The 13,655-nt window shown below is 70.3% G+C and carries 7 protein-coding genes; 3 read left to right on the top strand and 4 right to left on the bottom strand.

Annotated elements, in window-relative coordinates; all coding sequences use genetic code 11:
• The first annotated feature begins 123 nt into the window (after positions 1-123).
• Both AC3AP7_RS07960 and AC3AP7_RS07955 read left to right on the top strand, forming a co-directional pair.
• Entirely contained in the window at positions 124-729 is a 606-nt protein-coding gene (locus AC3AP7_RS07960) for a hypothetical protein (RefSeq protein WP_487362688.1), read from the top strand.
• Positions 730-817: 88 nt separating this feature from the next.
• Complete coding sequence (locus AC3AP7_RS07955; protein ID WP_475764187.1) at positions 818-1,294, top strand: OsmC family protein; 477 nt, start codon at positions 818-820, stop codon at positions 1,292-1,294.
• Between the two features lie 82 nt (positions 1,295-1,376).
• Here the strand turns inward: AC3AP7_RS07955 and AC3AP7_RS07950 are convergent, their stop codons facing one another.
• Positions 1,377-3,971: a penicillin-binding protein 1A gene (locus AC3AP7_RS07950; protein ID WP_475768031.1), complete on the bottom strand. Its 2,595-nt coding sequence runs from the start codon at positions 3,969-3,971 to the stop codon at positions 1,377-1,379.
• 349 nt (positions 3,972-4,320) lie between these two features.
• On the opposite strand from AC3AP7_RS07950, the gene AC3AP7_RS07945 reads away from it, so the two are divergent.
• Positions 4,321-6,258: a tetratricopeptide repeat protein gene (locus AC3AP7_RS07945; protein WP_475764189.1), complete on the top strand. Its 1,938-nt coding sequence runs from the start codon at positions 4,321-4,323 to the stop codon at positions 6,256-6,258.
• Here the strand turns inward: AC3AP7_RS07945 and AC3AP7_RS07940 are convergent.
• From AC3AP7_RS07940 to nirB, 3 genes are all read right to left on the bottom strand, one after another.
• Positions 6,252-10,496, bottom strand: coding sequence for a bifunctional nitrate reductase/sulfite reductase flavoprotein subunit alpha (locus AC3AP7_RS07940; RefSeq protein WP_475764191.1), 4,245 nt, complete (start codon positions 10,494-10,496; stop codon positions 6,252-6,254). The two genes, AC3AP7_RS07945 and AC3AP7_RS07940, sit on opposite strands and share 7 nt — an antisense overlap.
• Before the next feature lie 79 nt (positions 10,497-10,575).
• Positions 10,576-10,923, bottom strand: coding sequence for a nitrite reductase small subunit NirD (gene nirD / locus AC3AP7_RS07935; RefSeq protein ID WP_475764193.1), 348 nt, complete (start codon positions 10,921-10,923; stop codon positions 10,576-10,578).
• Between the two features lie 41 nt (positions 10,924-10,964).
• Complete coding sequence (gene nirB / locus AC3AP7_RS07930; protein WP_475764195.1) at positions 10,965-13,547, bottom strand: nitrite reductase large subunit NirB; 2,583 nt, start codon at positions 13,545-13,547, stop codon at positions 10,965-10,967.
• Between the last annotated feature and the right edge of the window lie 108 nt (positions 13,548-13,655).

The raw sequence follows: 13,655 nt of genomic DNA, 5'->3' as shown, positions 1-13,655 counted from the left end.
GGCACATTCCATGCGCGGCTTCGGTACCAACCAGGATATCTGGCTGGCCGAAGCCGCATCGTTTTGCGGGACGCACCTGGCCCATTTTTTCAGCCTGGTTTCCGCTTGCCGGATCGCGCGGCATTGATCCGTCACGCATGGTCTTTAACTATTTTCAGCACTCGTCAGGTCGTATTTTTTCGAACGCTTAAGGAAATATTCAACGCTTTGGCACTGCGTTCCCGCCGGCAATTTTTCCCCTTTTCTCCCCTTTCACCTCCTTCCAGACATTCGTTCGGCCGCGTGAAAGCACGCTTTGAACTTTCACTGTCGGGCTTTGGATTCCCACGGGTTTCGAGCCGTCCGTTCAAAAAGCGCATTCATCATGGAAACCCTCACGTGCGGCGCATGCATACGCAACAGTTGGACCAGCACGTTCCGGTTCATCGCGCGGGCGCGGAGGATCGTGGCAGGCTTTGCCAGCGGCGTGGCGGCAACGGATGGTTCACCAGTTGGGTCTGGTGGAGAAGCGGAACCTCGTTATGCGCAATCGTCACGACGACCCTGCGGTCTCTGCCCGTCGTTCTTTTTGCTTATCCGCGGCTTTATTTCAAGATGCGCCGCTTCGTCCTGCCCGATGAAGGCACCCGCCCCCTCCTGCTCGTGCAATCGGGCTGCACCGTCGCATGGTTTTACCGGCGGTGCGCATCGAACCCGCGCGCGGCCCTCTCCGCTGCGCGCATCGAATAAGACCGCCACGCGTACGGTATAGTCGACGGCGCCCGCCAGCCGGCGATCCGCTGCGCGCCCGGGCGCGTTCATTTTCCCGGAGACACGCATGGTCGAACACGCGCATCGCTATCACGTCACGGTGCAATGGACCGGCAATCGCGGCACCGGCACGTCGGGCTACCGCGACTACGGCCGCGAGCACACGATCCGCAGCAGCGGCAAGGCCGACATCGCGGGCTCGTCGGATCCCGCGTTTCGCGGCGACCCCGCGCGCTGGAACCCGGAGGAACTGCTCGTCGCGTCCGCTTCCGCGTGCCACAAGCTCTGGTATCTGCATTTGTGCGCGGATGCGGGCATCGCGGTGCTCGACTACACCGACGACGCCGAAGGCACGATGCTCGACAGCCCCGCCGGGGGCCGCTTCACGCGCATCGTGCTGCGCCCGCGCGTACTGATCCGCGCGGGCGACGACGCGGCGCTCGCCGAAACGCTGCATCACCGGGCACACGCGCACTGCTATATCGCGAACTCCGTCAACTTCCCGATCGACTGCGAGCCGGTCATCGCGCGCGCGGCAGGCTGAGCGAACTCGCGCGGCCGTCAGTGCTGTCTACCGGTACTGCATAACAGCACCGCATAACCGCACTGCCTGCGAGGACCGCCTGTCAGGGCTGCGAAGAGGCCCCGGACGCGGCCTCCGGCATATCCGGCGTGGGCGTCGGCGTCGTGCTCTGCGTTTCGACAGGCAGGCCGTTGTCCGGCGGCGCCACGGTCGGCGCGAGCATCACGGGCGGCTGCGTGCCCGCGTGGCCCCCCGCGCCGGTACCGCTGCCCGGCACGCCCGACGTCCCCGGCGTGCCGGGTTCAGGCAGCAGCGGCGGCAGCGTGTGCGCGGCGCCGGGCTGCGATGCGGCCGGCACGACCGGCGCAACGGACACGCCGGCCGCACCCGGCGCACCCGGCGGCACACCCCGCCCCGCAGCAGCGGCACTGGCCGCCGCGCCCGAAGCGGCCGAAGCCACTGACGCCGGCGGAACATTCGATGCCGGATGCGCCGGATGCACCGCCCGCGCCGCCGGACGATGCGCCGCGGGCGCCGGAGCCGGATGCCCGCCCGACAGATAGGCGATCCACGCCCGCAGCTTGTCGCGCAGACGCGCATAGGCGCTCGGCTCGACGGTGGTGTCGAAGCGCGCATGCGCGTCGATGAGCCGCGCGCGCAGCGCGCGCGAGAAGAAATCGCCGACGATCGGCAGCGCGCTGCGCGCGCCTTGCCCCCATACGTTGCCGAGCGTCACGCGCCCGTCGTCGAAGCCGACCCATGCGCCTGCCACCAGTTGCGGCTGGATCATGATGAACCAGCCGTCGGTGTCGCCCTGGGTGGTGCCGGTCTTGCCGGCAACGTCGGCGCGAATCCCGAAGCGCGTGCGGATGGCCGTGCCGGTGCCGCGGTTCACGACATCGCGCATCACGTCGATCAGCGTCCGGTCCGCGGCGACCGGCAACGCCTGCTCCGGCGCGGCCGGCGCGAATTGCGCGAGCACGTTGCCGTGGCGGTCGTCGATGCTCGTCACCATGCGCGGTTCGAGGTACGCGCCATCGTTCGCGATCGTCGCATAGGCCGACACCATCTCCTTGATCGTCACCGGGCTCGTGCCGAGCGCGAGCGAGGGCACCGGATCGAGCGCGCTGTCGCGCACGCCCATCGCGCGCGCCACCCGCACGACCCGCTCCGGACCGATCTGCTCCATCAGTTGCGCGGTGATCCGGTTGCGCGAGTAAGCGAGCGCGTCGCGCAGCGTCATCGGCTTGCCGGTCGGCGGCTCGTCGTCGTTCGGGCGCCAGATCTCGCCGCCCTTTACCGGAATCTCCACCGGCTCGTCGATGAACGTATCCGACGGCGTGAAGCCCGCCGCGAATGCGGCGCCGTACACGAACGGCTTGAACGTGGAACCCGGCTGGCGACGTGCCTGCTGCACGTGATCGTAAGGCTCGTCCGCGAAATCGCGGCTGCCCACCCACGCACGGATCTGTCCGTTGCGCGGATCGATCGCGAGAAAACCCGCCTGCACGTCGGCCTTCGCGCGGCACAGTTCGAGCACGAAGTCGCGATCCTTGCCGAGCTGGCGCAGCGCCTCCGCGTCGCTCGCGCCGCCCGCGCGCGCCGCATGATACTCGGGCGTCTCGCGCAGGAACGTGCGGAACGGCTCGCTCGCCGGCGAGCAGCCGGTGCGCGGGTTCCACTCGCCGTTGGCGATCGCCTGCAGCGAGCGGCCCTGCGCGGCGACCGCGGCGGTGGCCATCGCCTGCAGCCGCGAGTCGATCGTCGTATGGACGACGAGCCCGTCCGAGTAGATGTTGTAGTCGTGGGCATCGGCCCATGCGATCAGCCACTTGCGCAGTTGCTGCGCGAAGTGCGGCGCGGGTCCGGGCGGCTCGATCTGGCGCTGGAAGTCGACGCGCAGCGGCTTGCGCCGCAGCACCGCGAACTCGGCCGGCGACAGCTTGCCGTACTTGACCATCTGCCCGAGCACCGTGTTGCGCCGCGCGAGCGCGCGCTCCGGGTTCAGCACCGGGTTGTAGTAGCTATTGCCCTTCAGCATGCCGGTGAGCGTCGCGCTCTCCAGAATGTCGAGCTGCGCGGCCGGCTTGCCGAAGTAGGTGCGCGCGGCCATCTCGACGCCGTACGCGTTGTACAGGAACGGCACCGTATTCAGATAGGTTTCGAGAATCTGCTGCTTGCTGTAGACCGACTCGATCTTCAGCGCGGTGATCGCTTCCTTGATCTTGCGGGTGAGCGTCGGCGCACGGCCGATCTCGTCCGGATAGAGGTTGCGCGCGAGCTGCTGCGTGATCGTCGAGCCGCCCTGGCGGTCGCCGCCGAACGTGTGCAGCGCGGCCGACGCGGTGCGCCGCCAGTCGATCCCGTGATGCTCGTAGAAGCGATGGTCCTCGGTCGCGATCAGCGCATCGACCATGTGCGGCGAGATCTGGTCGAGCGACACCCACTTGCGGTTGGACGGCTTGAAGACCGCGAGCAGCTTGCCGTCGGCCGACAGGATCTGGGCGGGCTCGTCGACGCGCGCCTTGCGGATGTCGCTGATGCTCGGCGTGAACGGAATCAGCGCGATCACGTACAGCAGCACGAGCGCGGGCGGCGTCGCGCATGCAAGCAGCACGCCGCGCCGGGTCGGATGCCGCAGATGGTAGCCGGCGCGCGCGAGCAGCGGCAGCGCGAGTGCCCACGCGAGACGCAGCAGCGCGAGCGCGACGTGCGCGACAAACGCGAGAACGCCCGCACAGCCGGACACGAGCGCACGGCAGAATCGATAGATGGACGAGACGGACAGGCGGCTCACGCGGATCCCGACGTTTTTTCAAAAGCGTGAATGGTACCAAAAGCGCGCCAGGCGAAGCGCGGCGGGCACAGCACGACACGCAATGCACGACACGCAAAGCACGGCGGGCAAAGTACGACACGCAAAGCATGACAGACAGAGCGCACCCTCGGCCCCGAGCCCTGAGGCCGCCCGCGCCCGCGCCAATTTCGGTACGCCGCACGCGCGAGCGCACCGTATACTGGCAGTCCGTCCGTCCTCTCCGGTCCGCATGAGCCCTACCGATTCCGGCGCCGCGTCGCGCGCACACGCGCTCCTGCTGCAAGGCGCCGCCCTGTACCGCAGCGGCGAAGCCGCGCAGGCACGCGACGTCTGTCTGCAAGCGCTCGAAGCCGAGCCCGATTCGGTCGAGACGCTGCTGTTCCTCGCACTGATCGCGCTGCACGAGCAAGACCCGGCCGCCTCGATCGACTGGGCCAATCGCGCGCTCGCGCTGAACGGCGCGCGCCCCGACGCGTACTTCGTGCGCGGCGAGGCCCAACAGCGCGCGGGCCAGCACGCGGCGGCGGCGAGCAGCTACGAAGCGGCGCTCGGTCTCGAACCGGATCACGCGGACGCGCTGAACCAGCGCGGCAACGCGCTCTACGCACTCGGTCTCCACGAACCGGCGCTTGCGAACTACGAGCGCGCGGTGCGCTGCGCGCCCGCCAACGCGGTGTTTCGCAACAACGTCGGACTGGCGAGCCAGGCGCTCGGGCACACGGCGGCCGCGATCGATCATTTCCGCGCCGCGCTCGCGCTCGATCCCGACTACGGGCTTGCGCACTTCAATCTCGGCCTCGCGCTCTTCGCGGCGCGCCGCTACCGCGCAGCCGCCGACGCGCAGCGCGCCGCGCTCGCGCGGCTGCCGCGCCATGCCGCGGCGCACTGGGGGCTCGCGGACGCGCTATGCGCGCTCGGCGACTACGACGCGGCGCTCGCCGCCTACGACGCCGCGCACGCGCTCGATCCGTATCACCCGGCAATCGTCAGCCATCGCGGTCTGGCGCTGCATTACGCGGGCCGTCACGAGGCCGCGCTCGACGCATTCGCGGCCGCGCTGCGCCTCGACCCGGAGCACGCCGACGCGCACTGCAACCGCGCGCTCGTGCTCGATGCCCTGGGCCGTCATGCGGACGCCCTCGACGCGTACGACGCAGCGCTCGCGCTTGCGCCAAACCACGCGAGCGCGCATCTGAACCGCGGGCTGTGCCTGCTCGCGCTCGGGCACTACCCGGAGGGCTGGGCCGGGTTCGAATGGCGCCACGACAGCGCGCAGTTCGGCGCCGCGCGCCGGCGCTTCGCGGTGCCGCAGTGGACCGGGCAGCCGCTGCCGCCGCGCGCGCGCATCCTGCTGCATGCGGAACAGGGACTCGGCGACACGCTGCAGTTCTGCCGCTACGTGCCGCTCGTCGCGGCGCTCGGCGCCGAGGTGACCGTGCAGGTCCAGGCACCGCTGGTCGGGCTGGTCGGGCGGATGCCGGGTGTCGCCCGGGCGATCGGGCCGGATGCGCCGCTGCCCGACTGCGATCTGCACTGCCCGCTGCCCAGTCTGCCGTACGCGTTCCGCACGACGCTCGACACGGTGCCCGCGCCGCACCGGTATCTGGCGCCGCCGGAGGAGACAGCGCGCGCGTGGGCGGCGCGCCTCGGCCCGCGCCGGCGCGCGCGCATCGGCCTCGTGTGGGCCGGCGCGCCGCACGCGGCCCAGGCCGTGCTGCGCCCGCTCGATGCGCGCCGCTCGATCCCGCTCGAACGATTCGCGCCGCTCGGCGCCGTGCAGGCCGAGTTCCACAGCCTGCAGGTGGGCGAGGCCGCTCGCGCGCAATGGCATGCGCTGCGGCAAGCGGGCTGGCCGGGCCCGGCGCTCGTCGATCACGGCGACGCGCTGCACGACTTCGACGACACCGCCGCGCTCGTCGACCAGCTCGACCTGGTGCTCGCGGTCGACACGTCGGTCGCGCATCTGGCCGGCGCGCTCGGCCGGCCGGTGTGGCTGCTCAACCGCTTCGACAGTTGCTGGCGCTGGCTGGACGCGCGCGAGGACAGCCCGTGGTATCCGACCCTGCGGGTGCTGCGCCAGCCGGCCGCGGGCGACTGGGACAGCGTGATCGCCCGCGTCTGCGCGGAGCTCGCGCAGGTGTTGCCGGCGCTGCGGCCCGCTCAGTAGACGTCGCGCACGTAGCGCTTTTCGCGCGCGAGACGGCCGACGTACGCCTGCGCGTCGTCCTCGCTCATCCCGCCGTGCGCGGCGACCACCTGCTTCAGCGCCGTATCGACGTCTTTCGCCATCCGGCTCGCGTCGCCGCACACGTAGAAATACGCGCCCGCTTCGAGCCAGGCCCACAGCTCGGCGCCCTGTTCGCGCATGCGGTCCTGCACGTAGATCTTGTCGGCCTGATCGCGCGAGAACGCCAGATCGAGGCGCGTGAGCAGGCCCTTCGCGCGCATCGTGTCGAGCTCGTCGCGGTAGTAGAAATCGCTCGCCGCGTGCTGCTCGCCGAAGAACAGCCAGTTGCGGCCGCGCTCGCCGCGCGCGAGCCGCTCGTGCAGGAAGCCGCGAAACGGTGCGATGCCGGTGCCCGGCCCGACCATGATCATCGGCGCATCGCCGTTGCGCGGCGGGCGGAAGTGCGCGGAGCGGTGCACGAACACCGGCACGCTGACGTCACCCGCGCGGTCCGCGAGAAACGTTGACGACACGCCCTTGCGCTCGCGCCGCCCATTGCTGTAGCGGACCGCGGCGACGGTCAGATGGACCTCGCCCGGATGCGCGCTCGGGCTCGACGCGATCGAATAGAGCCGCGGCTGCAGCCGCTTCAGCACGCCGACGAGTTCGGCGGCGGGCATCTTCAGCGGATACTCGTGCAGCACGTCCGCAAGCTGTTGCCCCCACAGCCACTGCTTCAGCTCGGCGCGGCGCGCGTCGGCGAGCAGCGCCTGCAGCGGCGCGGCGCGCCCGCGCGCGGCGATATGCGCGAGCGCCTCGGGGCTCGGCCGCGCGATCTCGTAGTGCTGCGCGAGCGCGTCGGCCAGACGCATCGCGCCGATGCCGGCCACGTTCACCTCGGCGTTCGCATCGGCGCCGACGAGGCCGATCAGTTCGTCGACGAGCGCCGGGCAATTGCGCGGCCAGACGCCGAGCGCGTCGCCCACTTCGTAATCGAGCGCCGCGTCCGCGCTGGCGAGCGACACATAGCGCGTTTCCTTCTGCGCGCCGTGCGGATTCAGCCGCAGGTTCGTGACGAGGCGCGACGGCGCGGGACGCGCGCGCGTCGGCGTCTCGCCGGGCAACACCGACGGAATCATCCCCTGCGCGGGCACCGCATGCAGCGCGGCGTCCTCTTCCTTGATGCGCGCGACCACCCGTTCGAGCCACTGGTCGGCGGCGGGCTGAAACCCGGCGTCGCAGTCGGCGCGCGCGAGCAGACGCGTCGCGCCGAGCGCGGCGAGCCGCGCGTCGAGCCGGCGCCCGTGCCCGCAGAACTGCTCGTAGTTGCGGTCGCCGAAGCCGAGCACCGCGAAACGCACCGCGTCGAGGCGCGGCGCGGCGGCCGCCGCGAGCGCGTCCCAGAAGTGCGCGCCGTTGTCCGGCGGGTCGCCGTCGCCGAACGTGCTCGTCATCAGCAGCGCGTACTGCGCTTTCGCGAGCGTCGCGACGTCGGCGTCGGCCATGCACGCGGTGCGGATCTCGAAGCCCGACTCCATCAGCTGCGTCGCATACCGTTCGGTCAGCGATTCGATGTTGCCGGTCTGCGACGCCCACAGCAGCAGCACCTTCGGCCGCGCATGCGCGATGCGCACGCTCGTTTGCGCGGCCGCCGCTGCCGGCGCGGGCAGCGTGGGCGCGGGCCGCGCCCCGGCAGACGGCGCGCGGCTGTAGAGGCCCGCCAGCATGCCGTCGACCCAGAGCCGCGCCGCGCCGGCGAGCGGCGCGCTGGCCGGCAACACCGGCACGCTGCCGTCGCGCACCGCGTCCGCAGCGTGCAGGCTGCCCAGAAAACCCGCGACATAGTGGCGCTCGGCGTCGCCGAGCGTGGGCGCGGCCGGCAAGCCGAGCAGCGCGGCCATGGCATCGATACGGGACATCGGCGGTTCCTCGGACAGCGGGGGGGCGGGCGGGACGGACGTGGCGTGGCCGGCAGCCGCCCCGGCAAGCGCGCGCGGCCCGGCGACGACGTTCACGGCAGCGAGCGCGGCCGCGTCGCGGGATTCACCGGCGGCGCCGGTGTCGCCGTCGTCCGGCGCGGCCGGATCGGGCGCGACGCGGCTCAGCGCGACCGCGCAGTATTTCAGTTCGGGCTGGTGCGACAGCGCATCGGTCGCATCGCTCGTCACCGCATTGATGCACAGGTCCTCGCCGAACACATCGTTCCAGTGCATCGGCGCAAAGCAGTTGCCTGGCTGCACGCGCGGACTCAGCGTCGCCGGCAGCACCGCGCGGCCGCGCCGCGAGCGCACCTCGACGCGCTCGTTCGCGGCAATGCCGAGCGCGGCCGCGTCGTCGGGATGAATCTCGATGAACGGCCGCGGGTTGAGCCTGTTGAGCATCGCGACCTTGCCGGTCTTCGTCATCGTGTGCCACTGATGCTGCAGCCGCCCGGTATTGAGGACGAGCGGGTAGCTGTCGTCCGGCTGCTCCGCCGGCGCGACGTGCGGGCGCGCGAAAAAGCGCGCGCGGCCGCTCGCGGTCGGAAACACGAGCCGCGGCCGCGTGCCGTCGGCGAGCACCGTGAGCGGCTGATGCGCGCCGTCGTTCTGGTAGCGCAGCGGATTGCGCTCGGGGCCGTCCGGCGCGCACGGCCATTGCAGCGGCGTCTCGCGCAGCCGCGCATGGCTCGCGCCGCGCAGGTCGTAGCCGGTCTGCGGGTTCGACGCCTGCGCGAGCTCCGCGAAGACCTCCTCGGCCGACGCGTAGCCGAACGCGTCGGCAAACCCCATTTCGCACGCGATGCGCGCGACGATCTGCCAGTCCGGCAGCGCGGCCCCCGGCGCGGCGACGGCCTGCTGCATCAGCGTCAGGTTGCGCTCGGAGTTGGTCATCACGCCGTCGGCCTCGGCCCACAGCGCGCCCGGCAGCAGCACGTCCGCGTAGCGGTTCGTTTCGGTGTCGAGGAACGCATCCTGCGCGATCACCAGCTCGGCCGCCTGCAGCCCCGCGATCACGTTCTGCCGGTTCGCGACACTCGCGACCGGATTGCTGCAGATGATCCAGCAGGCCTTGATCTCGCCCGCGGCCATCCGCGCGAACAGGTCGATCGTGCCGTCGTTGGCGTCCGTGCGCAGCGTGCCGCGCGGCACGCGCCACAGATCCTCGACGAACGCGCGGTCCTCGGCGACGAGCAGCGAGCGCTGCCCCGGCAGCCCCGGGCCCATGTAGCCCATCTCGCGCCCGCCCATCGCGTTCGGCTGGCCGGTGAGCGAAAACGGACCGCTGCCCGGCCGGCCGATGCGGCCGGTCGCGAGATGCAGGTTGCACACCGCGTTGGTGTTCCAGGTGCCGTGCGTGCTCTGGTTCAGCCCCATCGTCCACAGGCTCAGCCATTCGCGCGCGTCGCCGAGCCATTGCGCGGCCTGGCGGATGTCGGCCTCGGCGAGCCCCGTGAGCGCGGCCACCCGCGCGGGCGGATAGTCCGCGAGGAACGCGGGCATCGCGTCCCAGCCTTCGGTATGCGCGTCGATGAACGCATGGTCGATCTTCCCGTTCTCGACGAGCAGATGCAGCAGCCCGTTCATCAGCGCGAGGTCGGTGCCCGCGCGGATCGGCAGGTGCAGATGCGCCTTGTCGGCCGTCGCGGTGCGGCGCGGATCGACGACGATCAGCCGCGCGCCGGCCTTCACGCGCTCCATCATCCGCAGATACAGGATCGGATGGCAGTCGGCCATGTTCGCGCCGCTCACGAAGAACAGGTCCGCGCGCTCGAAGTCCTGATACGAACCCGGCGGCCCGTCCGCGCCGAGCGACAGCTTGTAGCCGCTGCTGGCGCTCGCCATGCACAGGCGCGAGTTCGACTCGATATGGCGGGTGCGCACGAAGCCCTTCGCGAGCTTGTTGACGAGATACTGCGCCTCGATCGACATCTGCCCCGACACGTAGAACGCGAGCGCATCCGGGCCGTGCGCGTCGACGAGCGCGCGCAGGCGGCGGCCGGTGTCGGCGAGCGCGTCGTCGAGCGGCACCGGAATCGGATCGCTCGCGCGCGCGCGGCGCCGGAACGCGCTTTCGAGACGGCCGGAGCGGCGCAGCGCGACGTGCGCCGACGAACCCTTCGTGCACAGCCGTCCGTAGTTGGCCGGATGCTCCGTGTCGCCGACGATCTTCACGACCTCGCCGTCCTCGACCTGCAGGATCATCCCGCAGCCGACTCCGCAGTAGGGACACACTGTCTTGACGCTCGTGCTGCTCATCGCTTGCCGTGCCTTTCTGACCGTCCTGGGTTGCGCCGCGGCACGCGTGCCGCGGCGGGTTCGCGCGGGTGCGCGCCGCTCAGGCCGCGACCCACACGTGCCCGTCCTCGACGCGCGCGGCGAACGCGGCGACCGAGTGCTGCGGTGCTTCGAGGCATTCGCCCGTGCGCAGATCGAAGTGCTGCTTGTAGATCGGCGAGGCGACCACGACGCGCTCGCCGAGACTGCCGACGAGCCCGCGCGAGAGCACGGCCGCGTGCGAGCACGGATCGAGGTTGTCGATCGCGTACACGTCGCCCGTCGCGCCGCCGACGTTGAAGACCGCCACCTGCTGGCCGTTGACGAGCGCGCACACGCCGGTGTTCGGCAGAATGTCGTCGAGTGCGCAGACCCGGACCCAGGCGTGCCCGTCATGCTCCTGATTCATGATGTTTTCCTCGCTGCAGTGAAGGTCGAAACAGGCGCGGCTCATACCGTTTCGGCGACGACCGGCACCGGGAAAGGCGGCGTCGCGGTCTTTTCGGCCGGCGTCGCCGGGCGGATCTGGCCGCGCGCCTCGACGAAGCGCACGTTGCTGTCCGGCTGCTCGCTGTTCACGAAGTGGCGGAAGCGCTGGCGCGCGGCCGGATCGGTCACCGCCTTTTTCCACTCGCATTCGTAGGTGTCCACGACGTGCTGCATCTGCGCTTCGAGTTCCGCCGCGAGACCGAGGCTGTCGTGCACGATCACGTCGGTCAGATACGCGAGTCCGCCTTCGAGGTTCTCGCGCCAGACGCTCGTGCGCTGCAGCCGGTCGGCCGTGCGCACGTAGAACATCAGGAAGCGGTCGATGTAGCGCACGAGCGTGTCGCGATCGAGATCGACCGCGAGCAGTTCGGCGTGACGCGGCTTCATCCCGCCGTTGCCGCACACGTACAGGTTCCAGCCTTTCTCGGTGGCGATCACGCCGACGTCCTTGCCCTGCGCTTCCGCGCATTCGCGCGTGCAGCCGGACACGCCGAACTTCAGCTTGTGCGGCGAGCGCAGGCCCTTGTAGCGGTTTTCCAGCGCGACCGCGAGGCCCACTGAATCGCCGACGCCGTAGCGGCACCACGTCGAGCCGACGCACGACTTCACGGTGCGCAGCGCCTTGCCGTACGCATGGCCCGACTCGAAGCCGGCCGCGATCAGCGCTTCCCAGATGAGCGGCAACTGCTCGACGCGCGCGCCGAACAGGTCGACGCGCTGGCCGCCGGTGATCTTCGTGTAGAGACCGTATTTCTTCGCGACCTGGCCGACCGCGATCAGCCCCTCCGGCGTCACTTCGCCGCCCGGCATGCGCGGCACGACCGAATACGTGCCGTCGCGCTGGATGTTCGCGAGGAAGGCGTCGTTCGAGTCCTGCAGCCCCGCATGCTCCTTCTTCAGCACGAACGCGTTCCAGCACGACGCGAGAATGCTCGCGACGGTCGGCTTGCAGATGTCGCAGCCGAGCCCGTGGCCGTACTTCGCGAGCAGCGCGTCGAAGCTCTCGATGCGCTCGACCCGCACGATGTGATAAAGCGCCTCGCGCGAATAGGGAAAGTGCTCGCACAGATGATTGTCGACCGCGAGCCCCTGCTTCTTCATCTCGGCTTTCATCACCTGGGTGACGAGCGGCACGCAGCCGCCGCACGACGTGCCCGCGCAGGTCGCCTGCCTGAGCGCGCCGATCTGCGTCGCGCCGGCGCGCACGGCCGCGCAGATCTCGTCCTTCGAGACGCTGTTGCACGAGCAGATCTGCGCGGTCCCGGGCAGCGCGTCGACGCCGGGCGCGGGCTTCGCCGTACCGTCGGCGGCCGGCAGGATCAGGAACTCCGGAGACTCGGGCAGCGCGATGCGGTTGAGCATCATCTGCAGCAGCGTGCCGTACTCGGCCGCGTCGCCGACCATCACCGCACCGAGCAGCTGCTTGCCCGTGTCGGAGACGACGAGCTTCTTGTAGATCTGCTTGCGCTCGTCGCAGAACTGGTAGCTGCGGCTGCCCGGCGTCTTGCCGTGCGCATCGCCGATGCTCGCGACATCCACGCCCATCAGCTTGAGTTTCGTGCTCATGTCGGCGCCCGCGAAGGCCGCGTCCCCGCCGAGCAGATGCTGCGCGGCGACGCGCGCCATCTCGTAGCCCGGCGCGACGAGCCCGTAGACGAGGCCGTTCCATGCGGCGCACTCGCCGATGGCGTAGATGTCCGGATCGCTCGTGCGGCACACGTTGTCGATCGCCACGCCGCCGCGCGGACCGGTTTCGAGCCCGCACGCGCGGGCGAGCGCGTCGCGCGGGCGGATGCCGGTGGAGAACACGATCATGTCGGTGTCCAGATGCGCGCCGTCGGCGAACTGCATCCGGTGCGCGCCTGCTTCGCCGTCGACGATCGCGACCGTCTGCCGCCCGGTATGCACGTGCACGCCGAGCGCCTCGATCCGGCCGCGCAGCACCTGCGCGCCGGCCTCGTCGATCTGCACGGCCATCAGACGCGGCGCGAACTCGACCACGTGCGTGTCGAGGCCCATGTCGCGCAGCGCCTTCGCGCATTCGAGGCCGAGCAGCCCGCCGCCGACCACGACGCCGGATTGCGCGCGCGCGCCGCAGGCCTGCATCGCTTCGAGATCCTCGATCGTGCGGTACACGAAGCAGCCGGCGCGGTCGTTGCCGTCGATCGGCGGCACGAACGGCGTCGAGCCGGTTGCGAGCACGAGCTTGTCGTACGAGAGGGACTCGCCGGTCGAAATCTGCACCGTGCGCGCCGCGCGGTCGATCGACACCGCGCACGCATTCAGGCGCAGCAGCACGTTCTCGCGCTCGAAGAAGCCCGGCGCGACGAGCGACAGGTCGTCCGCGCTGCGGCCCGAAAAGTATTCGGACAGATGCACGCGGTCGTAGGCCGGGCGCGGCTCCTCGCACAGCACCGTGACGTGCAGGGCCGCGCGGGTATCGGCGGCAAGGCACTCCAGCAGCTTGTGGCCGACCATTCCGTGACCGATCACGACGACGTTCGTGACCGGCGATGCTTCGTTGTTCAACGCGATGTGGGACATGATGTGCGTCCGGCAAAAAAAAGGCGTCCCGCGGATCCAGTCTGCAATGACCAGATTCGGGGGACGCCGTTGTCCAAAAGCCCGTATACCAAGGAGATGACTTTTGCT

It is taken from the genome of Paraburkholderia sp. PAMB 6770 (genome assembly GCF_057748135.1).
This window is presented reverse-complemented; position numbering and strand designations above follow the sequence as displayed.